Source organism: Bacillus clarus (assembly GCF_000746925.1).
GTDB classification, from domain to species: Bacteria; Bacillota; Bacilli; order Bacillales; family Bacillaceae_G; genus Bacillus_A; species Bacillus_A clarus.
In genome coordinates this window covers 1,559,310-1,580,985 of record NZ_JMQC01000008.1, presented here as the reverse complement: position 1 = coordinate 1,580,985, position 21,676 = coordinate 1,559,310, and the positions used below count along the sequence as shown (strand labels likewise).

Genomic DNA, 21,676 nt, shown 5'->3' with positions numbered 1-21,676 from the left:
GTTTTATGCATATAAATTTTGGAAATCAATTAAGAAGGAATTTGAAACAATATAAAAGAAAAGATAGAAACACAGAGATAGCGCTTACATAAAATAAAAACATAAGGGGGATGTTTTTATGAAAAAGAGGCATATGGAGACAACACTTATTCATCATGGGTATGAGGCAGAATTGCATAAAGGGAGTTTAACACCACCATTATTTCAAACTTCAACTTTTACATTTGAAACAGCGGAGCAAGGAGAAGCGAGTTTTGCGGGAAAAGATCCATCTTACATTTATTCAAGGCTTGGAAATCCAACCGTGAAATTATTTGAGGAGCGGATGGCGGCTTTAGAAGGAGGAGAAGCGGCACTCGCGTTTGGTTCGGGAATGGCAGCAATTTCAGCCACGTTAATTGCTTGTTTACGCGCTGGAAATCATATTATTTGTTCAAATGGATTATATGGATGTACTTACGGATTTTTAGAAGTGCTAGAAGAGAAATTTATGATTACCCATTCATTATGCGAAATGGAAACTGAGGAAGATATACAAAGTAAGATTCGTCCGAATACGAAGTTGATTTTTGTTGAAACACCGATTAATCCAACGATGAAGTTAATTGATCTAGAGAAAGTTATAAAAGTAGCGAAACAAAATGAGTTGCTCGTTATTGTAGATAATACATTTTGTTCCCCTTATTTACAAAGACCTCTTGAATTAGGGTGCGATGCTGTTCTTCATAGTGCTACAAAATATATTGGCGGTCATGGGGACGTTGTAGCGGGTGTAACTGTTTGTAAAACGAAAGCGTTAGCTGAGAAAATTCGTCCGATGCGAAAAGATATTGGCGGTATTATGGCTCCGTTTGATGCGTGGTTATTATTGCGTGGGTTGAAAACATTAGCAGTAAGAATGGATCGACACTGTGATAATGCAGAGAAAATTGTAGCCTTTTTGAAAAATCATGAGGGTGTAGAAGGTGTTTGGTATCCAGAAGGGGAGCTAGCATCCCGGCAAATGAAACGCGGTGGGGGCGTTATTTCCTTTTCTATTAAAGGTGGTAAAGAGGAAACACAAGCGTTTATTAATGACCTCCATTTTATTACGATTGCAGTAAGCCTTGGAGATACTGAAACGTTAATTCAGCATCCAGCGACAATGACGCATGCTGCTATTCCAGCTGATGTACGCAAGAAGATGGGGATTTTCGATAATTTAATACGTTTATCCATCGGATTAGAATCGTGGGAGGATATTGTTTCTGATGTAGAGCAGGCGCTCCAGAAAATATCTCCTGTAAATAATAAATAAATAAAGAGTGAGCTATCGGTTTAGTATGTGTACGTAATCGATAACTCACTCTTTTGGTTTTACATATGTTTTAGGAGTGTTTCCACAAATTTCTCTAAATAACGCTGATCTACTTCATCGAAACGATCCTTTTCAGGGCTATCAATATCAAGTACACCCATAACATTTCCGTCTTTTATAATCGGTACAACGATTTCAGAATTAGAGGCACTATCGCAAGCGATATGTCCTGGGAATTGATGTACATCTGCTACAAGTTGTGTTGTTTTTGTTTCAGCTGCTACGCCGCAAACACCACGTCCAAATGGAATACGAACGCAAGCGGGCATTCCTTGGAATGGTCCAAGAACGAGCTGATTTCCTTCCGTTACATAAAATCCAACCCAATTAATACGATCTAAAAATTGGTTTAATAGTGCAGAAGCATTTGCTAAATTTGCGACTACGTTTAATTCGCCTGTTAACAAAGCATCAAGTTGTTTAATGACCGTTTCATATTGTTGTTCACGAGATCCTGCATAATTTTCTTTTGTAAACATGGAAACAACTCCCTTTCTATCGAGAAATGTAAAATCATAGCAAAATACGCTGTATTTCATATGACTTTGTCGATAGAAAATTAAAGGAATTTGTCTTAAAAGTCAAGAAATTTAAACTATAGCTGTTCAGTGAGAGGAAGTGAGCGCATGAAACAGACGAAACAGAAGGTAATTGATGCGGCGATAGCATTGTTTAATACGAAAGGTTACGATGGGACGTCAGTACGTGACATCGCAAAGCGAGCGGATGTGAATGTAGCGAATATTTCATATTATTTTGCTGGAAAGCAAGGGTTATTAGAACAGCTTATTACTGATTTTTTAGAAGGATATATTCATGTAATTGAAATATCATTTGAACAAAGAGAGTATTTGTCGGCAAAAGAAGTGATGGTACAAATGGTGCGAGGGATTTTACGATATCAATTTGAAAAACGAGAGCTGACGCGTTTCTTTTATCGAGAACTTTCACTTGATACAACGTTAATTCGAGAAGTGATGACTGTTTATTTTTCTAAAGAAAGATATTATATAGAGCAAATGATTAGACAAGGGCAGATGAAACAAGAGTTTCAAAAAGTGTCTTTTACGATGTTTATGACACAGCTTAAAGGCATGATAAATATGCCATTTTTATATCCACAATATATTTCAGAGGTGCTACATTCTTTTCCTTCAGAGACATTTTTCTTAGAAATGTATACGAAGGAAATTGAACAGTGGATGGAACAAGTACTCTTTGTAACGAATATGTATTATGAATTGCCAAGAGCTGTTCATATGTGAAAAATCCCCACCTACTGAACGGAGGTGGGGATTTTTATGTTTTCTTTTCTAATTTGTTGTTTTCTTTGCCATAAATTATTGCATACTAACGCGATAATCGTTAGTGTTGCTCCGAAAACTTCGATTTTATCGATGGTGTATCCGCGAGAAATAGAGCCGATGAGCGCAAGTATAGGAACTAAGTTCATAAATAATATGCCGTTAATAGATGAAATGTAGCGATTGCCCATATTCCAGCAAAAAACAGCGATAACGCCTGCGATAATCGACATGTAAAATAGTTCAAAGCGAACTGTCATAATTGTATGCAGTGACGGGAACGCGACTACGTTTGTATACGTTAATAAAGAAACGATGACAAGGAGTGATATAGAACCGAATGCACAAGTTAATGTTGTGTATCTAAGTGGTGACCAAGACTCGAAACGAGCACCACCATTTGTATAAATAACCCAGCACATAACGCCGCATAGCATAAATATATTGGTTGATATGTGACTTGCTGCGCCGAATAGTAAGTGAATATTCCCTTTTGAAATGACAAGCATCACGCCGATGAATGCACCGAACATACAAAAGAATGTATAGTTTTGTGGACGGTTGTTTTTTGTTATCCATTGCAATAATAGGGCAAGAAGTGGCATGAGAGATTGAATCATAGCAGCATGGATAGCACCAGATGGCCCTGCTAATTGTTGCCCGTAAAAAACGAGAAATCCATATCCTGCAAAACCGACCGTTCCGTAAAATAATAGGAAAAGGGATTTCTTTTCTAATCGAAATGAACGTTTCCCTTCAATCATAAAGAGAAGAATGATAAAGATGATAGTTGCTGATCCGTAACGGATTGTCGTGAAGAAGAACGGATCTATCACTTGCAGAGCACTAGCCATAACAGGAAACATAAATCCCCAAGCTGTTACAGCAAGCAAACATAAAAGTGATCCGAGTAACATTTGTTTTTTACTCAAGAGTATCTTTCTCCTTTCTATTTCGATATAGTAACCTTATAAAATAGGTATGAAGTGAGTATAAAGGTTGCTCTTTATTAAGAGGAAATATAGATTTTTTATAACAGTTATAACTTTTTGTTAGAGGTGTGTATCATATGGATTTTGAAGCGGTACGATCGTTTATTGAGGTGAAGCATACGAGAAGTTTATCGAAAGCGAGTAAACTTTTACATATTTCACAGCCAGCTCTCAGTAAACAAATTCAAAGATTAGAAGCTGATTTAGAAGTTACGTTATTAAAGCGCTCTTCTCAAGGGGTAGAATTAACAGAAGCTGGTGAGCTATTTATAAAACGAATCGAGCCAATTTTGGATCAAATATATGAAGTGAAAAGAGAAGTAAAGAGGTATCAAGAAAAGCAGAAAATTTCAATTGGTATATTGCCTAGTTTAGCTGCTCATTACATATCAAAGTGCAGAAGTGCATTAGAAGAAACATACGAAGTAGAATGGCAAATCGAACATACGAAAGTGTTAATAGAATTATTTAAAGAGGGAAAAATCGATGCAATGTTCATTGATTCAGTAGTAGAAAGAGCAAAGTGTGTAAAAGAAGTACGCCGTGAAAATATTGTTTGTATCGTTTCGGATGAACATCCTTATAAGAATAAAAAAATCGTTCAAATGAAAGATTTGCAGCACGAGAGGCTTATCGTATATCCGGAAATTTGTGACGTGAGAAAATTGATTATGAGAATGTTTCAAGGATTAGGAGTGAAACCGACAATTGCGGTGGAAACATCCTATGCAGAGCCTATGCTTGCGATGGTAAGAGCTGGGATGGGGATTACATTACTTCCAGAAATAGCGGTAGAACAAGCAATGCAAGGGAATATTCGTGTGATTTCTATTGAGCCTTCATTAATGAGAAGTATTTATTTTGTATCTCATAAAGAAGAATGCTCATTATTGCATTCCATTGATGATATGGGATGAAGTAAAAGAAAGAGTTAGAAATATTACAAGTGCAATAAAAGAAACATGAAATTTTAAAAAAAACTAGGTCAAAAACCGACCATTACATGGTATGATTAGTACATTGTTAGTTGTTAAATATAGGGGATTTCCCTTTTTATACATAATGCCTTCCATTTCATAAACGGAACGGACAAAAATAGAGATATAACTAGGAGGCTTTTTTGCATGGATTCTATCCTGACGATCGTTATCATTGTAGTAAGCTCTATTCTAGTGCTGCTTATGATAGAGCTTGTGATAAGAAATCGTTCATATAAAGATATTGAAGCGCTTGAGCAGTGGAAGCAAGAAATAAAAGATAAGCCTGTGGCGGATGAACTGAAACGGGTTAAAGAGTTAAATATGACAGGACAAACAGAGGAACTGTTTGGAAAATGGCGTGAAGAATGGGATGAGATTGTATCGAATACTCTTCCGAAGGCCGAGAAAAATTTAGAACGTGCTCGGAAATCAGCCTCGCAATTCTCCTTCCGAAAGGCAAAGCATGCGATGAATGAATCCATTAGCGGTTTAGATGAAGCAGATAATCGTATTACTGAGATTTTAAGCGAGTTACAGGAATTGATAGAGAGTCACGAAAAGAATAGTTCGGAAATTGAAGGATTACGTGATACATATCGTAGTATGAAGAAGAGTGTTCTTGCTCATCGTCATATGTATGGTGAGGCAGAACAAAAAATTGAAGAGTTGTTAGATACGGAATCCGCTAAATTCCAAAAGTTTGAAGAGGCAACAGAGAATGGTGATTATTTAAAAGCGAGAGAAATCGTTATGAGTTTAGAAGAAGGATTATCGAGCTTAGAGGTCATTATTCATCAGATTCCTGATTTGTTAGTGGAGTGTCAAGCGACATTACCAGTACAGCTGGAAGATTTATCACAAGGCCATGACGATATGAAAAAGCAAGGCTATGTATTAAATCATTTAGAAATCCCTAAAGAAGTACGTGATATGACAAAACAACTACAAACATGTTTAATGGATATACAAGAGCTTCATGTAACAGAAGCGGCAGAGAAAATGGAAGATTTAAAAACGCGTTTAGATGCACTATATGATCAATTAGAACAAGAAGTACATGCTAAATATTATGTAGAGCAAAAAACAGTTTCTGTTTACGATGATTTAGAAGATTTGCGTGAACAAACAATTGAAACAAAAGCTGAAACGCAATTTGTGAAGCAAAGTTATCAATTGCAAGATAAAGACATCGAGTCACAAAAATTAATTGAAAAACAAATGCACATTTTAATGAAACGTTTTGAAGTGTTGCAATTACGTGTCGCAGAACAAGATATTGCGTTCTCTGTTATTCGCGAAGAACTGGAAGAAGTTTATGAACAATGTGAAACGTTAAAAGTACTTCACGAAGAATATAAAGATATGTTGCAGACGATGCGTAAAGAAGAATTTGAAGCGCGTGAGAAGTTACAAGAAATGCGCAATACAATTGTAGAAACGAAACGCTTTATGCAAAAATCTAACTTACCAGGTCTTCCAAGTAGCGTTATGGAGGATTTACAAAGAGGGCAAGTTGCGATGCAAACTGTGTATGAGCAATTGGAATTAAAGCCGTTAAATATGCATGCTGTAAATAGTAGTTTAGAAGAGGCACATACAGTTGTGAGCGGTGTATATGAAATGACAGAAGAATTAATTGGACAAGCGTACTTAGTTGAAAAATTAATTCAGTATGGTAACCGTTACCGTAGTCATGATACAGATCTTGCGTATAGCCTAGATAATGCAGAAAAGTTATTCCGTGAATATGAATACGATGCAGCTTTAGAGCAAGCAGCTTCCGTGTTAGAACAACTTGAGCCTGGTGTTGTTCAAAAAATAGCTGAATTTGTAGACAATGAACAAACCCTTTGATGAAGAAGGGTTTGTTTTTTTGTGTAATTTTGAAGATGATGTTGCTATAATGAATAGCGGAATACAGTAAGGTTGTTCGTTTCAAAATAAAGTGAAACCATAAGTGATGGGGCTTCATCCACCACTGATTATTAATCTTCACCAATCAGGCAGCCTGCAAATAGCGGGAAAAACTGTACACTTTTATATAAAAACGGAACCTTTGAGTAGTCTTAGCGTAATTACACGTATTTGTGATATGATTATATGATGTGATAGCGCTGAAAGGGGAAGAACGATGATCTATTTTGATAATAGTGCGACGACGAAGCCATATCCAGAAGCTCTTCAATCGTACGTAACGGTTGCAGGGAACTATTTTGGTAATCCTTCTTCTATTCACTCGCTTGGAGGAGAGGCAGAGCGTCTATTAACACAATCGAGAACGATTGCAGCACAGCTCCTTCACGTTAAACCTTCTGAAATTATTTTCACATCAGGTGGAACGGAAGGGAATAACCTTGCGATTAAAGGAATAGCGATGAAGAATCGTTCGCGCGGCAAACATATCATTACAACAAATATTGAACACGCGTCTGTGTTTGAGGCATATAAACAATTAGAGGATCTCGGTTTTGATGTAACATATTTACCGGTTAACGAGCATGGTGTTGTATCGGTAGAAGATGTAAAACGAGCGCTTCGTGAAGATACGATTCTTGTGTCAATAATTCACGTGAACAACGAGACTGGAGCGATTCAGCCCGTTGCTGAAATTGGAACATTATTATCGAATTATCCGAAAATAAGATTCCACGTGGACCATGTACAAGGGATAGGAAAAGTACCACTTGATTTATACGCTTCTCATATTGATCTTTGTTCAATATCTGGGCATAAATTTCACAGCGTAAAGGGAACAGGACTTCTTTATGTACGTGATGGTGTAAGATTAGATCCAATCTTATCAGGTGGTCAACAAGAGCTTAAATATCGTTCAGGTACAGAAAACTTACCTGGTATTGTAGCGATGGTGAAAGCACTTCGTATGACGATGGAACAAGTGAAAGAAAAGGTAGTTCATTTGCAAAATTTACAAACAGAGCTGGTCCGTTTCTTTAAAGAGATGGAAGATGTAACGATTAATACGTCACTTGAATATGCGGCACCGCACATTTTAAATGTATCATTTGTCGGTTTAAAACCAGAAGTAGTCGTTCATGCTTTAGAAGAGCATGGTGTATATGTATCGACGAAGTCTGCTTGTTCTTCAAAAGCGAATGAAGTGAGCCGAGTACTAGTGTCAATGGGAGTACCGCACGCTGCAGCTACAAGTGCAATTCGCATTAGTCTAGCACCGGAAAACACAATGGAAGAAGTAAAACAATTTGAAGGTATTGTTAGAGAGACAATGCCAAAATTATATGAAGTGATGAGGTAAAGGAATATGATGACATATGAATATATTTTAGTTCGTTACGGAGAGATGACGACTAAAGGTAAAAACCGTTCTAAGTTTGTAAGCACGTTAAAAGATAACGTGAAATTTAAATTGAAAAAGTTCCCAAATATCAAAATCGATGCGACACATGATCGCATGTATATCGAGTTAAATGGTGAAGACCATGAGGCGATTGCTGAGAGATTGAAAGATGTATTTGGTATTCATAAGTTTAATTTAGCAATGAAAGTGCCGTCAGAATTAGAAGATATTAAAAAAGGTGCACTTGCTGCGTTTCTACAAGTGAAAGGCGATGTGAAAACATTTAAAATTACAGTGCATCGCTCTTATAAGCGTTTCCCAATGCAGACAATGGAATTACTTCCAGAGATTGGTGGGCATATTTTAGAGAATACGGAAGATATCACAGTAGACGTTCATAATCCAGATGTAAATGTTCGTGTAGAAATTCGCAGTGGTTATAGCTATATTATGTGTGATGAGCGCATGGGAGCTGGGGGATTACCAGTTGGCGTTGGCGGAAAAGTTATGGTACTTCTTTCTGGCGGTATCGATAGTCCAGTAGCAGCTTACTTAACAATGAAGCGTGGTGTATCTGTGGAAGCAGTTCATTTCCATAGTCCACCTTTCACAAGTGAGCGCGCGAAGCAAAAAGTAATCGATTTAGCACAAGAATTAACGAAGTATTGTAAACGCGTAACGCTTCACCTTGTTCCGTTTACAGAAGTACAAAAAACGATTAATAAAGAAATTCCATCTAGCTATTCTATGACGGTTATGCGTCGTATGATGATGCGTATTACAGAGCGTATTGCAGAGGAGCGTAATGCACTTGCAATTACGACTGGTGAAAGCCTTGGACAAGTAGCGAGCCAAACGTTAGATAGCATGCATACAATTAACGAAGTAACAAACTATCCGGTTATCCGTCCGCTTATTACGATGGATAAATTAGAAATTATTAAAATTGCAAATGAAATTGGAACGTATGATATTTCAATTCGTCCATATGAAGATTGCTGTACAGTATTTACACCAGCAAGTCCATCGACAAAACCGAAGCGTGAGAAAGCAAATCGCTTTGAATCGAAATATGACTTTACACCACTAATTGAAGAAGCTGTTGCGAATACAGAGAAGATGGTAGTACAAACAGTAGAAGTTGCTGAAGAAGAGCAATTCGAAGATCTTTTCTAAAACCATAAATTACCATTTCTAAATATGTATGAAGTCATGTTGTTTATCACACTCTATACTCACAAGGAGGTGATACAACATGGCAAGCACAAACAAATTAGCAGTGTCTGGTGCTCAAGCAGCATTAGACCAAATGAAATACGAAATCGCTCAAGAGTTTGGTGTTCAACTTGGAGCTGATGCAACAGCTCGCGCTAACGGTTCTGTTGGTGGCGAAATCACTAAACGTCTAGTTTCACTAGCTGAGCAACAATTAGGCGGTTACCAAAAATAATCCCATATACGATGGCTTAGAAAGAGCGGGTTCTCCCGCTCTTTCTTTTTATTTGAGTTTTTTGCACTTTGTTATTATTTGTAAGAAGGGCGATGTTCTTTGTCGAAGCGTCGATATATTTGAAAAGTTGTTGATGTATTTGGAGAAACGGTCAATATAATTGCATTTATCAAACCTGCCTTATCTTTCGACATAAGAATAAAAAATTTGTCAAAAGAAGAGGGTTCAAAATTTACTGAAAATTCTTTATTATAGAAGGGAGGCATAGAGATAAAGGAGGATGTTTATGAAGAGAGAGGAATTGTTAGCACCACCGTCTTATAATTTAGTGACAGAAATAGAGAAATACACGAATGAAAAAGAGAAACTCGCTTTAGTTTGGCAAGATGATAAAGGAAATAGAAAAGAGATTACATATTTTGAATTAATGCAAGGAGCGAATAAAATTGGAAACGCTTTTATAAAAAGTGGCTTACAAAAAGGGGACAAGCTCCTTATTATGATGCCACGTTTAATAGAGGCATATATGACGTATATTGCCGCAATTAAAGCTGGATTTGTAGTCATTCCAAGTTCAGAAATGCTACGAAAAAAAGATATTGAATACCGTATTCAGCATGGTGAAGTGAAGGGGATTGTAAGTTATGAACCGTATATTGGGCAATTTGAAGGTGTTGAGATGATAGATTCCCTTCAAAAATTTGTTCTGAGCGAGCAATCAGTAGACGGTTGGATCAATTTAAAGTCAGCATTAGAAACAGAAAGTGATGAACTAGAAATAGCAAAAACGGACAGAGAAGATATGGTCTTTTTATCTTATACATCAGGAACGACAGGGAATCCAAAAGGGGTCGTTCATACGCATGCATGGGCATACGCGCATTTGCGTACAAGCGCTCCAAATTGGCTTGGGATTGAAGAGAATGATGTTGTATGGGCGACAGCTAGCCCAGGATGGCAAAAATGGATTTGGAGCCCGTTTTTAGCGACACTCGGCTCGGGAGCAACAGGGTTTGTTTATCATGGTAAATTCGATCCGAAAACGTACTTGAATGTATTGGATGACAATAAGGTAAACGTACTTTGTTGTACACCAACTGAATATCGATTAATGGCCAAGGTAGAGAATTTAAAAGCGTATAATTTAGAGGCTTTACATAGCGCTGTATCAGCAGGAGAACCGCTAAATAGAGAGGTAATCGAAACGTTCCAAAAGTATTTTAATGTTACTGTAAGAGATGGTTACGGACAAACAGAAAATACTTTGCTTGTTGGTGTTATGAAAGGGATGGAAATTAAGCCAGGATCAATGGGAAAACCGACGCCAGGAAATCATGTTGATATTGTAAATGAAGAAGGTATTCCAGTAGCTGTAGGAGAAGTCGGTGACATCGCGGTTCATATTGAAACGCCGGCACTTTTTAAACAATACTATAAAGATGATGAGCGTACAGCGATGCAATTTCGTGGGGATTATTACGTTACAGGTGATAAGGCGAAAAAAGATGAAGAAGGCTATTTCTGGTTTGAAGGACGCGGGGATGATATCATTATTAGCTCTGGTTATACAATCGGACCGTTTGAAGTAGAAGATGCACTTGTAAAACACCCATACGTAAGAGAATGTGCGGTTGTCGCAAGTCCAGATGAAATTCGCGGAAGTGTCGTGAAGGCTTTTATCGTATTAAGAGAGAATATACAAGAGAACAAAGAAACATTAATTCCTATACTCCAAGAACACGTCAAAGAACTTACTGCACCATATAAATATCCTCGTAAAATAGAATTTGTAGATGAATTACCAAAAACAATTTCAGGGAAAATTCGCCGCATTGAGCTTAGAAAACAAGAAATGGAGCTCCCTTCAAAATAATTGTGAAAATAAAGAAGTAAATAGTTGAATGAAATATAAAATATATGATATTATAAATGAGAACATAAGTTCTATTTTATAAACTGAAAAAGAGGTGTCCGTATGATTTTAGGTATTAATCCGTACTTAGTTTTAGACGGTAGTGGGCAAGAAGCTGTAAAGTTTTACAAAGAGGCATTAGATGCAAAAGTTGAAGTTATGCAAACTTTTGGTGACATGCCTGAAAATCCAGAATACCCAATTCCAGCTGAAGCGAAAGAGCGCGTTTTACATGCTCATTTGAAAGTTGGTAATACGGAACTTATGATTTCCGATACATTCCCAGGTCAAGGGCATGCAATTGGATCTCAAGTAACGATTGCAATTCGAATTGATAACGCAGAAAAAACGAAAGAAGTATTCGATAAGTTACAAGAAGGTGGAGAAGTTTTAATGCCACTGCAAGAAACTTTTTGGAGTCCAGCATACGGACAAGTAAAAGATAAATTTAATATTGAATGGCAAATTACAACGTATTCTCCAGAAGCGTAATAAATGCTTAAAAAAGCACCATGTTTTTAAATGGTGCTTTTTTCTATACAATAAAGAAAAAGGGGATGAACATATGGGAGAAATTTGGCATGGTGGAACAATTTATACACTGAGAGAAGGAAATGAAACAGCCCCGGCTGTGTATGTTGAAAATGGTATCATCGCTGATATAGGAAATAAAGAAGAGTTAGAAGGCCGATATTCCACAGAAAAGTTGTACGATTTAGAAGGAAGAACGATGATTCCAGGGCTTGTTGATAGTCACATGCACCTTATTGGGCATGGGGAAAGATTACTTCGATTAGATTTGTCTTTATGCACATCTTACAAGGAAGTGCTTACCCTTGTTAAAGAACGAGTAGAAGAAGCGCCGAAAGGTTCATGGGTGATTGGAGAAGGCTGGAATGAAAATAATTTTACAGATACAAAACATGTTCACGTACGTGATTTAGATGTGATTTCGAAAGAACATCCCATTTTATTAAAGCGTGTTTGTCGGCACGTTACGTGGGTGAATTCTTACATACTTGAAAAAGCAAATATAACAGTAGAGATGAAAGATCCAAAAGGCGGGAAAATTGGCCGTGATTCATCAAATGACTTAACAGGTCTTTTATATGAGCAAGGACAGGAGTTAATTAAACATGTTCAGCCTGAGATTGATGAATCATATTTGCAAAGAGCGCTAAAAACAGCTATTAAGGACTGCTGGCAATACGGGTTAGTAGGCGGACATACGGAAGATTTAAATTATTACGGAGGCTTTCGAAAAACGTACAATGCATTTTCATATGTTATAAAAGAAATGCCTTTTAAAGCGCATTTACTCGTTCATCATGAAGTCGCTGATGAGCGAAAAGAATATGAAAATGAGCACTATATTGAATTTGGCGCGATGAAGATTTTTTCTGATGGTTCCTTTGGGGGGAGAACAGCCTTATTAAGTGAACCGTATGAAGACGCAAAGGAAACAAACGGCGTTGCGATTTTTTCTCGTGAAGAGCTTGCGGAATTAGTGAAGAAAGCTCGTGATTTACATATGCCAGTTGCGATTCATACAATCGGTGATTTATCGCTTGAATATGTAATTGATGCGCTTGAATTATATCCGCCAGCAGAAGGATTACGTGACCGTATTATTCATTGTCAGCTTGCTCGTGAAGAATTAATTGAGCGAATGAAGAACTTACAAGCGATCATTGATATTCAGCCTATATTTGTTTCGTCTGATTTCCCGTCAGTCGTTGGAAAATTAGGAGAGCACCGTCTTCGTTATGCGTATGCTTGGAAAACGTTACTCGGTGCAGGCTTGCATTGTAACGGAGGATCTGATGCCCCGATTGAACAAGTGAATCCGTTTCTAGGCATATATAGTGCAGTTACACGCAGAAGTTTTATTGATGGCGTATGCTATATGCCGGAGGAAAGGTTAAATGTATTTGAAGCAGTTTCCTTATTTACGACGGGAAGCGCATATGCCATTGGGAAAGAAGGAAAGCGCGGTAAAATTGCGAAAGGCTATGAAGCGGATTTCACGATACTAGATCGTAACATATTTGAAATTGAAGTAGAAGAAATAAAAGAAGTACAAGCTGAGGCTACTGTAGTAGATGGTCGGATTGTGTATCAAAACTATATGTAACCAAGAAAAAAGAGTGCTGGGATACCCCAGCGCTCTTTTTCTATAGAAATGTTCTCTGTACTTTTTCCCAGAACGAGTTGTTTTTTAGTTTTACCGTTTTAATTTGCTTATCGCTTAAACGTACAACAACTTTTTCAACTTGTTTAATGCTAAGCGCTTCGTTATCCATGCCGATAACAGGATAATCGTTACCGTCTGGAACGAGTTTTAAAGTTAATGTACGTTCATGATTTAAAATGAACGGTGAGCCAAGTGTACGGTATGTATTGTTGTTTAAAGATGCTAATTCACTTACTTGGAAACATGGGATTAGCGGATCAACAACTGCTCCATGTAATGATTTATTATAAGCTGTACTTCCTGTCGGTGTAGAGATGACTAAACCGTCTCCTCTAAACGTTTCGAAATATAAATCATCAATATGCACATCGACAACAAATGTTTTAATGATGCTAGATCGTAAAGAAAACTCATTTAAACAATGAAAAGATGTACCGTGATCAACATCTATTTGAATTGTTGGATATTTTCGCACTTCAATTTCATTTTTTGTAATCTCTTGAAGGGCTGTTTCGACGTGATCAATATGGAAATCGCAATAGAAAGAGATTTCATCTTTCGTGGAAACACCTGCGTATAGACAATCTTCTCTAAAGCCTGTTTTACGAACAGCTTGTAGGAAGGTTCCATCATCTCCAACACTGACGATAGCGTTTGCATTTTTTGGATGATCTAATATGGTAAATCCATTTCCCTCTAAAATACGATATATTGGCTTCATTTTTTCAACGAGTGTTGTTTTGTCATCACCATAAAAGAAAAATAAATTACGACGATCTGCCATTGTGTATCCCTCCATTGCAGTCAAATTTTCTAATGTTAGTGCCATATCCAATCAGAATGTATTCCTGATGATATGCTTAAATAATATATTTCGATATAAATTGTCAAAATCCCTCTTTGTTTTTAGAAAAATTCATAAATTCAATTTTATTTAAAATCGTTTAATCCTGCATAAATCTGTCGATAATGGATATGGAGTGAAAGGATGGTACAAATGAAGTGGATTGCAATTGGATTGGTTATTCTCCTACTTTTCATCTTGTTTATATTATTGTCGAAGGTATCGCTCAAAGTGACGTTTCTATATACAGAAATGGAAAAGCAATGTTTATTTCAGGTGAAAATATGGATGATTCGATATACGTTTGATGTGTTGGAAAGAATTGAGAAACAGCAAAAAAAGACAGGACAAAAAATTGAAAAAGCAGAAAAAGATGGTGGCATAGAAAATAAAATTATGGCACAACTTGATAGCATCGGCGAACTGATAAAAAAGCTACAAGAGATCCATACTATTATTAAAGGTTTCCTCAAACGAGTGAAAATCAATGGTTGGAAATGGCATTCGCAAATTGGAACCGGCGATGCAGCTAGTACTGGAATTGTTACTGGATACGCATGGGGGACAAAAGGGATGGCTGCCGGAGTCGTAGGGCAATATATGCATATTGTTGATATACCAGAGTTTGAAATTACACCTGTTTTTCAAGGGAAGGGATTTGCATCAAAATGTGAATTAACAGCTTCCTTTCGTATAGTTCGTACTGTGAAAACAGCAGTGAAATTACTCATTTTTATGAGAAAGCAAAGATCTGGTATGACAGAAAAAACTGTTCAAACATAGGGGGGATATAGAATGGACCATCCAATTCAAGGTTTAATGACAACCGCAATGCAGCATTTAAAACAAATGACTGATGTAAATACAATAGTTGGTGACCCAATTAAAGCTGCTGATGGCAGTGTAATACTTACGGTTTCTAAAGTGAGTTTCGGATTTGCAGCTGGCGGAAGTGAATTTGGAAAAGTAGAAAGTTCTGGCCGTCATCCATTTGGTGGAGGTAGCGGCGGGGGTGTTTCCATTAACCCTGTTGCGTTTCTCGTTATAAATGGAGAAGGTGTGAAAGTTTTACATTTAGATAAACAAACACATGTCATCGATAAAATAATTGAATTAGCGCCACAAGCTGTTGATAAAGTGAAAGAAATGATGGATAAACGAAAAGAAGATGATCCGGAATTTCAAATTTAACGAATAAAGAAGCTAATCAATGGATTAGCTTCTTTTATTTTTTGTAAATAAAGCGATTTTATTTGCATTATCGAGAGGGACAAACTATCATTTACATTGTACATATTTTGTTTAAATAAGGGAGGATTTTTAAGTGGCAAACGTAACTTTTAAAGGTAACCCAATTACTTTAGTTGGAACAGAAGTTAAAGTTGGCGATCAAGCGCCAAACTTCCAAGTATTAGCAAATGACTTATCTCCAGTAAGTTTAGAAACATACAAAGGTGAAGTGAAATTAATTAGTGTTGTACCTTCAATCGACACAGGTGTGTGTGATGCACAAACTCGTCGTTTTAACCAAGATGCAGCAGGTATTGAAAATGCGAAAGTATTAACAATTAGCGTTGATTTACCATTCGCTCAAAAACGCTGGTGTGCAGCAAATGGTTTAGAAAACGTTGCTACACTTTCTGACCACCGTGACCTTTCATTCGGTGAAGCTTACGGCTTAGTAATGAAAGAACTTCGTTTACTTGCTCGTGCAGTATTCGTAGTAGATAGCAATGACAAAGTAGTTTACGTAGAATACGTAAGCGAAGGCACAAGCCATCCAAACTATGAAGCAGCATTAGAAGCAGCAAAAGCTGCGAAGTAATGTGGATGAAGACGATCTCTTTGTAAGAGGTCGTTTTTTCTTATGTATTGCTAAATGAAAGAACCGATATATGAGAAAAAACGCCGGTATAATATAGCATCTGAAAGGGAGCTCTTAAAGAGAGGTCGCTTTTTCTTTTGGGAAAAAATTAGATTATGGTATGATATAAGTTATGTGTAAATGAGAGAAGGAGGAATGTACGTGAGTCAGGCAGTAGAAACATTATTTTCTATTTTTGATTCTTCTACGGTAGTTTTACGTAAAGAATTAGATGTAACATATTTAGAGGCGCTTGTAGAAACAGGTGATAACTTGTTTGAAGGAGCGATTTTACAAGAAGAATTATCCGAATCAACAATTGAAAGGTTGAATCGTGAATATAGTACGTTTAATGAAGAAACATATAAAGGTGAAGAAATTCGTAAAGCATTTCAGTTAGCCATTTTAAAAGGAATGAAAGAAGGCGTACAAGCGAATCACGAAATGACGCCTGATGCAGTTGGAATGTTCATGAGTTACTTATTCCATAAATTTATGCAAGGTCAAAACGAAATTACAGTTTTAGATCCTGCAATTGGAACAGGTAACTTAATGACTACAGTGTTTAATAGCGCCAAAGAAGGACTAGAAATGAGTGGGTTTGGTGTAGAAGTGGATGAAGTGCTAATTAAACTTGCTTTAGTAAATGCGAATTTACAAAAGCATGCAATCGAATTCTTCCATCAAGATGGACTAGCACCACTTTATATCGATCCAGTTGATGCAGTCGTTTCAGACTTACCGATTGGTTACTATCCAAACGAAATCGGTGCGAGTGAATATAAGTTAAAAGCAGATGAAGGAATGTCTTATGCACATCATTTATTTATTGAGCAAAGTGTGAAACATACGAAAGAAGGCGGTTATTTATTCTTCTTAGTACCGAACTTTATCTTTGAAAGTGACCAAGCACCAAAACTTCACGCATTTATTAAAGAAACATGCTTTATTCAAGGACTATTACAGCTTCCTGTTTCCATGTTTAAAAACGAGAAAAATGCAAAAAGTATATTTGTTCTCCAAAAGAAAGGGCCGAATGTAACGATGCCGAAACAGGCGTTATTAGTGGAGTTACCTAAATTTTCCAACATGAAGGCGATGGAGGATATAATGGATCAATTAAATACTTGGTTTGCAACATATAAGTAAATTGGGATATATGTAACAGGGGTAGTGATTGATATGATACAGTTTTATATGATATGTAATAATTTTTAATATATACAAGATAAAACTGAATTTTTTTGAAATCTGTAATATATTTTTTTTCTTGGTGTTACAATTTTTTCACTTGAAATATATGTCGGACGATGTTTAAATTAAACTCGTGAGTATAAAATGTACTGAAGATGAAACGTTTTCATTTTTATTACATTTAATTAGATAAAATCGAGCGGTTTGTGGAATATTCCACACAACTACCAAGAGAAAAAGGGGCGAAAGACTAGATGTCAAAAATCATCGCGATTAACGCAGGAAGCTCTTCCTTGAAATTCCAATTATTTGAAATGCCAAGTGAAACAGTATTAACAAAAGGTTTAGTAGAACGTATCGGTTTAGAAGATAGTATCTTCACAATTACTGTAAATGGCGAAAAACAAAAAGAAGTTACAAACATTCCAGATCATGCAGTAGCAGTTAACATGCTTCTTAACAAATTAACTGAAAACGGAATCGTGAAATCTCTTGATGAGATTGGCGGTATCGGTCACCGTGTTGTACACGGTGGCGAAAAATTTGCTGACTCTGTTTTAATTACTGATGAAGTATTAGCTGATATCGAAGATTTAAGCGATTTAGCACCACTTCATAACCCAGCAAACCTTGTTGGTATTAAAGCATTCCAAGAAGTACTTCCAAACGTACCAGCAGTAGCAGTATTTGATACAGCATTCCACCAAACAATGCCGGAATCTGCATTCCTATACAGCTTACCATATGAGTACTATGAGCAATACGGTATCCGTAAATACGGTTTCCACGGAACTTCTCATAAATATGTAACTGAGCGTGCGGCTGAATTATTAGGTCGTCCACTTGAAAGCTTACGTTTGCTTTCTTGCCACTTAGGTAACGGTGCAAGTATCGCAGCAGTAGAAGGCGGAAAATCAATCGATACTTCTATGGGCTTCACTCCACTTGCTGGTGTAACAATGGGAACACGTTCTGGTAACATTGACCCTGCGTTAATTCCATACATCATGGAAAAAACAGGCCAAACTGTAGAAGAAGTAGTTAACGTATTAAACAAGAAGAGTGGTATGTTAGGTCTTACGGGTTACTCTAGTGACCTACGTGACATTATTTCTAAAGAAGAAGAAGGCGACCACCGTGCGAAAGTAGCACTTGATGTATTTGTAAGCCGTATCCATAAATACATCGGTTCTTACACAGCTCGTATGAAAGGTGTCGACGCTATCATCTTCACAGCTGGTGTAGGTGAAAACAGTGCGATTATTCGTGAGCGCGTATTAGAAGGCCTTGAGTATATGGGCGTATACTTCGATGCAAAACGCAATAACGTATTCGGTGAGGAAGCATTCATCAACTTCCCACACTCTCCAGTAAAAATTATCGTAATTCCTACTGATGAAGAAGTTATGATTGCTCGTGACGTACTACGTCTTGGTGATATTGGTTAATATATGAGAAAAAGACGGAGTCCTATAGGATTCCGTCTTTTATTTTTGTCTCAATAAATGTTGCTAGTCCATTGGGATACAATATTTTCTCATCTTGAAAAAATGCTGTAATTGGAATCCATTTCGCATATGATTTTGTTTGTTCATCTTGAAGTGGGATCATATCAATTGTGTATAGTGAAGTGTCTAAAAAATGAAGAGTGTATAATTGAATAATTTCATGAGCTATTTCATCATTTACAGAAAAAATATTTTCAAGGCATCCTAAGTAAGCAGTGATGTTTACTTGTATACCAAGTTCTTCTTTAAATTCACGAACTACTGTTGATGTTGATTTTTCTCCAAATTCAATGGAGCCGCCAAGTGGCCGATAATATTGCTCGTTGTCTATATTGTATTCTTGGACGAGAACTCGTTCGTTATGAAGTAAGATTCCAAATGCTTTTGCGCGTGGACACATACATATGCCTCCTGTATAGTGGATAAATATATGTTTAGCTTAGCAGACTTGTAAAGAAAAAGCAGAAATATGTTACAATAGAAAAAAATCGAGCGAGGTGGTTGTGACGATGCGATCGAAGCGAGAACAAGCCATTTTACAAAATATAAAGGATTGGGAAGTACAATTGGTGGAGCAAGAAGCGACTGATTTTCAAAAGATGTTTGATAAGTGGTTGCATACTACAATTGCGAAACTGCCTGAGAAAAGACGAAACGATTTCTTTACGAAAGCAGATGGATGGCTCTTTCATTTGCATGCACTTATTCAAAGTTCACAATCACAGCTAGATGCACGTAATCGTATTTTAGGAACGTCGAGATTATTTGATGAATCAATTGAGCAACTTGAAGATTTGAAGGCATTATCCATTGATCAATTAACATACATAGCAGAGCAACAAACAGCACGTCATCGTCTTTATTCATTCGTGCAAGGCGGGGCAACGGGTGTTGGTGGTTTATTATTATTAACGGCGGATTTCCCTGTTATGATTGCATTAAACGTAAAGGCAGTGCAACTTATTGCGACATCGTTTGGGCATGATGTGAACAAGCCTTATGAAATGATGCTTGCCTTAAAAGTATTCCATGCAGCATTACTGCCGGCAAGACTTCAGCAATATGCATGGTACAATTTACTACAAGAACTAGAACAAGAAGATTCATTCTTTTATGAAGGAGACGAAGAGGTATTAAAGCCGGCTTCTACTGAAGTTGTGTTAAAACAAATTTTGAAGACATTTTCGATTTATGCACTTCGTCGTAAACTTTTCCAAGGTGTTCCCGTATTAGGCATGGCAATTGGCTCTACAGTGAACTATCGCTTAACGAGGAATGTTACTGAATTTGCAAATAAGTTTTATCAAGTACGCTACATATTAGAAAAAGAAAAAAGTGAACTGCACCCCAATTGTTAGACACAGTCTAACAATTGGAGGTGCAGTTTTTCTATGGCTAAATTTACAGCTGATGAAAAAATACAAATCGTTCTACGTTATTTGAACGGAAATGAAAGTTATCGAGAAATGGGTAGATCGCTCGGTATAAGTGACACAATCATTTTGAATTGGGTAAACCAATATAAACAGAATGGTCTGGAAGCTTTTCTAAAACGATGTACAAATTACACACAACAATTTAAACTAGACGTACTAAACTTTATGATTGAAAACGGTATGTCCTTATTTGAGACGGCAGCTATCTTTAATATTCCTGCCCCTTCAACGATTTCTGTTTGGAAAAAACAGCTCGAAACACAAGGAATTGATGCCCTTCAATCTAAGAAAAAGGGGCGTCCATCCATGAAAAAAGATTCAAATAAACAATTAAAACAACCTTTAGCTGAAGGGTCAGTCGAAGCACTTGAAGCACGCATTAAACAGCTTGAGATGGAAAATGAGTACTTAAAAAAGTTAAATGCCTTAGTTCAAAACAAGGAAAAATCACAAAACAAGACAAAGCGCAAGTAGTCTATGAATTAAGGCATAAATATTCGGTGAAGGCACTCGTGGAGCTAGCTACTATTCCTCGAAGCACGTATTATGATTTAGTAAAGAAAATGAATCGTCCAGATGTAGATGCCGATTTGAAAGCTGAGATTAAAGCGATTTATGAGGAAAATGAAGGTCGTTATGGTTACCGTCGCATTCGTGATGAATTAACGAATCGTGGCCAGAAAGTGAACCACAAGAAGGTTCAGCGTATTATGAAAGAGCTTGGGTTAAAGTGTGTTGTGCGTATGAAGAAATATAAATCCTATAAAGGAAAAGTCGGTAGAATTGCACCGAATATTTTAGAGCGTAATTTTCATACAGATGCACCGAATCAAAAGTGGGTAACAGACATCACAGAGTTTAAATTGTTTGGAGAAAAACTGTATGTATCACCTGTATTAGATTTGTATAATGGTGAAATTATTACCTATACAATTGGTTCTAGACCGACGTATTCGCTTGTTTCAGACATGTTAGAGAAAGCATTGGAACGTTTACCTGAAACCCACCAGCTACTGATGCATTCGGATCAAGGATGGCATTATCAAATGAGACAGTACGTCCGTACTCTTGAATCAAGAGCTATCGTCCAGAGTATGTCTCGAAAAGGCAACTGTTACGACAACGCAGTAATAGAAAATTTCTTTGGGATTATGAAGTCGGAGTTCCTCTACATAAAAGAATTTGAAAATGTAGAGCACTTTAAAATAGAATTAGAAAAATATATAGATTATTATAATACGAAACGGATTAAGGCAAAATTAAAAATGAGCCCGGTACAATACCGGACTCACTTTTATCAAGCTGCCTAATGAAATAACCGTGTC

21 protein-coding genes are annotated in these 21,676 nt (G+C 36.9%); 17 read left to right on the top strand and 4 right to left on the bottom strand.

Translation table 11 applies throughout. The features are described from left to right. The first annotated feature begins 118 nt into the window (after positions 1-118). On the top strand, positions 119-1,297 hold the full coding sequence (megL, locus tag DJ93_RS08890; protein ID WP_042980332.1) for a methionine gamma-lyase: 1,179 nt from the start codon (positions 119-121) through the stop codon (positions 1,295-1,297). Positions 1,298-1,356: 59 nt separating this feature from the next. On the opposite strand, the gene DJ93_RS08885 is transcribed toward megL, so the two are convergent. After that, positions 1,357-1,836, bottom strand: a complete 480-nt coding sequence (locus DJ93_RS08885) for a GAF domain-containing protein (RefSeq protein WP_042980330.1) — start codon at positions 1,834-1,836, stop codon at positions 1,357-1,359. Between the two features lie 147 nt (positions 1,837-1,983). On the opposite strand from DJ93_RS08885, the gene refZ reads away from it, so the two are divergent. Beyond that, positions 1,984-2,622, top strand: coding sequence for a forespore capture DNA-binding protein RefZ (gene refZ, locus DJ93_RS08880; RefSeq protein ID WP_042980329.1), 639 nt, complete (start codon positions 1,984-1,986; stop codon positions 2,620-2,622). Positions 2,623-2,633: 11 nt separating this feature from the next. Here the strand turns inward: refZ and DJ93_RS08875 are convergent, their stop codons facing one another. Next, the gene (locus DJ93_RS08875) at positions 2,634-3,593 is read right to left on the bottom strand and encodes a DMT family transporter (RefSeq protein WP_042980327.1); all 960 of its coding nucleotides are present in this window, start codon (positions 3,591-3,593) and stop codon (positions 2,634-2,636) included. Positions 3,594-3,730: 137 nt separating this feature from the next. Here DJ93_RS08875 and DJ93_RS08870 point away from each other — a divergent pair, with 137 nt between their 5' ends. The 8 genes from DJ93_RS08870 (at position 3,731) to DJ93_RS08835 (ending at position 13,445) form a co-directional block, all read left to right on the top strand. After that, entirely contained in the window at positions 3,731-4,570 is an 840-nt protein-coding gene (locus tag DJ93_RS08870) for a LysR family transcriptional regulator (RefSeq protein WP_042980326.1), read from the top strand. Positions 4,571-4,777: 207 nt separating this feature from the next. Next, positions 4,778-6,487 (top strand): septation ring formation regulator EzrA, encoded by a 1,710-nt coding sequence (ezrA, locus tag DJ93_RS08865; RefSeq protein WP_042980324.1) that lies wholly within the window; start codon positions 4,778-4,780, stop codon positions 6,485-6,487. 277 nt (positions 6,488-6,764) lie between these two features. Then, on the top strand, positions 6,765-7,907 hold the full coding sequence (locus DJ93_RS08860) for a cysteine desulfurase family protein (RefSeq protein WP_042980323.1): 1,143 nt from the start codon (positions 6,765-6,767) through the stop codon (positions 7,905-7,907). 6 nt (positions 7,908-7,913) lie between these two features. Beyond that, entirely contained in the window at positions 7,914-9,125 is a 1,212-nt protein-coding gene (gene thiI / locus DJ93_RS08855) for a tRNA uracil 4-sulfurtransferase ThiI (protein WP_042980321.1), read from the top strand. A gap of 79 nt (positions 9,126-9,204) precedes the next feature. Beyond that, the gene (locus DJ93_RS08850) at positions 9,205-9,399 is read left to right on the top strand and encodes an alpha/beta-type small acid-soluble spore protein (RefSeq protein ID WP_042980319.1); all 195 of its coding nucleotides are present in this window, start codon (positions 9,205-9,207) and stop codon (positions 9,397-9,399) included. Positions 9,400-9,685: 286 nt separating this feature from the next. Then, complete coding sequence (gene mbcS / locus DJ93_RS08845; RefSeq protein WP_042980318.1) at positions 9,686-11,272, top strand: acyl-CoA synthetase MbcS; 1,587 nt, start codon at positions 9,686-9,688, stop codon at positions 11,270-11,272. 102 nt (positions 11,273-11,374) lie between these two features. Next, complete coding sequence (locus tag DJ93_RS08840; protein ID WP_042980317.1) at positions 11,375-11,803, top strand: VOC family protein; 429 nt, start codon at positions 11,375-11,377, stop codon at positions 11,801-11,803. Between the two features lie 73 nt (positions 11,804-11,876). Continuing rightward, a complete protein-coding gene (locus DJ93_RS08835) occupies positions 11,877-13,445 on the top strand; it encodes an amidohydrolase (RefSeq protein WP_042980316.1) in 1,569 nt (522 codons plus the stop codon). A 40-nt stretch (positions 13,446-13,485) separates the two neighbouring features. Here the strand turns inward: DJ93_RS08835 and DJ93_RS08830 are convergent, their stop codons facing one another. Continuing rightward, positions 13,486-14,289: an NAD kinase gene (locus tag DJ93_RS08830; RefSeq protein WP_042980315.1), complete on the bottom strand. Its 804-nt coding sequence runs from the start codon at positions 14,287-14,289 to the stop codon at positions 13,486-13,488. 204 nt (positions 14,290-14,493) lie between these two features. Here DJ93_RS08830 and DJ93_RS08825 point away from each other — a divergent pair, with 204 nt between their 5' ends. The 5 genes from DJ93_RS08825 (at position 14,494) to ackA (ending at position 18,855) form a co-directional block, all read left to right on the top strand. Then, the gene (locus DJ93_RS08825; protein WP_042980314.1) at positions 14,494-15,132 is read left to right on the top strand and encodes a DUF2953 domain-containing protein; all 639 of its coding nucleotides are present in this window, start codon (positions 14,494-14,496) and stop codon (positions 15,130-15,132) included. Between the two features lie 12 nt (positions 15,133-15,144). Then, positions 15,145-15,540, top strand: a complete 396-nt coding sequence (gene ytfJ / locus DJ93_RS08820; protein WP_042980313.1) for a GerW family sporulation protein — start codon at positions 15,145-15,147, stop codon at positions 15,538-15,540. 133 nt (positions 15,541-15,673) lie between these two features. Continuing rightward, positions 15,674-16,174 carry a thiol peroxidase gene (tpx, locus tag DJ93_RS08815; RefSeq protein ID WP_042980312.1) on the top strand — a complete coding sequence of 167 codons (501 nt, stop codon included), beginning with the start codon at positions 15,674-15,676 and terminating at the stop codon, positions 16,172-16,174. A gap of 201 nt (positions 16,175-16,375) precedes the next feature. After that, positions 16,376-17,362, top strand: coding sequence for a class I SAM-dependent methyltransferase (locus tag DJ93_RS08810; RefSeq protein WP_042980310.1), 987 nt, complete (start codon positions 16,376-16,378; stop codon positions 17,360-17,362). Positions 17,363-17,661: 299 nt separating this feature from the next. After that, entirely contained in the window at positions 17,662-18,855 is a 1,194-nt protein-coding gene (gene ackA / locus DJ93_RS08805) for an acetate kinase (protein ID WP_042980309.1), read from the top strand. A 22-nt stretch (positions 18,856-18,877) separates the two neighbouring features. Here ackA and DJ93_RS08800 read toward each other — a convergent pair whose 3' ends face one another. Further along, complete coding sequence (locus DJ93_RS08800) at positions 18,878-19,315, bottom strand: NUDIX hydrolase (protein ID WP_042980308.1); 438 nt, start codon at positions 19,313-19,315, stop codon at positions 18,878-18,880. 109 nt (positions 19,316-19,424) lie between these two features. Here DJ93_RS08800 and DJ93_RS08795 point away from each other — a divergent pair, with 109 nt between their 5' ends. Together DJ93_RS08795 and DJ93_RS30260 are read left to right on the top strand one after the other, a co-directional pair. Then, complete coding sequence (locus DJ93_RS08795; protein WP_042980307.1) at positions 19,425-20,273, top strand: EcsC family protein; 849 nt, start codon at positions 19,425-19,427, stop codon at positions 20,271-20,273. A gap of 33 nt (positions 20,274-20,306) precedes the next feature. After that, positions 20,307-21,661 (top strand): IS3 family transposase gene (locus tag DJ93_RS30260; RefSeq protein WP_085959128.1). Its coding sequence is split into 2 segments (ribosomal slippage): positions 20,307-20,760 and positions 20,760-21,661, totalling 1,356 coding nucleotides; the frame shifts between segments, so codons are not numbered across the junction. Positions 21,662-21,676 lie beyond the last annotated feature (15 nt).

What these genes read in the sequence shown, in the direction of transcription:
- ackA (WP_042980309.1), top strand. Translation starts at nt 17,662, where the DNA reads ATGTCAAAAATCATCGCGATTAACGCAGGAAGCTCTTCCTTGAAATTC.
- ezrA (WP_042980324.1), top strand. Translation starts at nt 4,778, where the DNA reads ATGGATTCTATCCTGACGATCGTTATCATTGTAGTAAGCTCTATTCTA.
- thiI (WP_042980321.1), top strand. Translation starts at nt 7,914, where the DNA reads ATGATGACATATGAATATATTTTAGTTCGTTACGGAGAGATGACGACT.
- DJ93_RS08850 (WP_042980319.1), top strand. Translation starts at nt 9,205, where the DNA reads ATGGCAAGCACAAACAAATTAGCAGTGTCTGGTGCTCAAGCAGCATTA.
- ytfJ (WP_042980313.1), top strand. Translation starts at nt 15,145, where the DNA reads ATGGACCATCCAATTCAAGGTTTAATGACAACCGCAATGCAGCATTTA.
- DJ93_RS08825 (WP_042980314.1), top strand. Translation starts at nt 14,494, where the DNA reads ATGGTACAAATGAAGTGGATTGCAATTGGATTGGTTATTCTCCTACTT.
- DJ93_RS08795 (WP_042980307.1), top strand. Translation starts at nt 19,425, where the DNA reads ATGCGATCGAAGCGAGAACAAGCCATTTTACAAAATATAAAGGATTGG.
- refZ (WP_042980329.1), top strand. Translation starts at nt 1,984, where the DNA reads ATGAAACAGACGAAACAGAAGGTAATTGATGCGGCGATAGCATTGTTT.
- DJ93_RS08885 (WP_042980330.1), bottom strand. Translation starts at nt 1,836, where the DNA reads ATGTTTACAAAAGAAAATTATGCAGGATCTCGTGAACAACAATATGAA.
- megL (WP_042980332.1), top strand. Translation starts at nt 119, where the DNA reads ATGAAAAAGAGGCATATGGAGACAACACTTATTCATCATGGGTATGAG.
- DJ93_RS08800 (WP_042980308.1), bottom strand. Translation starts at nt 19,315, where the DNA reads ATGTGTCCACGCGCAAAAGCATTTGGAATCTTACTTCATAACGAACGA.
- DJ93_RS08870 (WP_042980326.1), top strand. Translation starts at nt 3,731, where the DNA reads ATGGATTTTGAAGCGGTACGATCGTTTATTGAGGTGAAGCATACGAGA.
- mbcS (WP_042980318.1), top strand. Translation starts at nt 9,686, where the DNA reads ATGAAGAGAGAGGAATTGTTAGCACCACCGTCTTATAATTTAGTGACA.
- DJ93_RS08860 (WP_042980323.1), top strand. Translation starts at nt 6,765, where the DNA reads ATGATCTATTTTGATAATAGTGCGACGACGAAGCCATATCCAGAAGCT.
- DJ93_RS08835 (WP_042980316.1), top strand. Translation starts at nt 11,877, where the DNA reads ATGGGAGAAATTTGGCATGGTGGAACAATTTATACACTGAGAGAAGGA.
- DJ93_RS08830 (WP_042980315.1), bottom strand. Translation starts at nt 14,289, where the DNA reads ATGGCAGATCGTCGTAATTTATTTTTCTTTTATGGTGATGACAAAACA.
- DJ93_RS08840 (WP_042980317.1), top strand. Translation starts at nt 11,375, where the DNA reads ATGATTTTAGGTATTAATCCGTACTTAGTTTTAGACGGTAGTGGGCAA.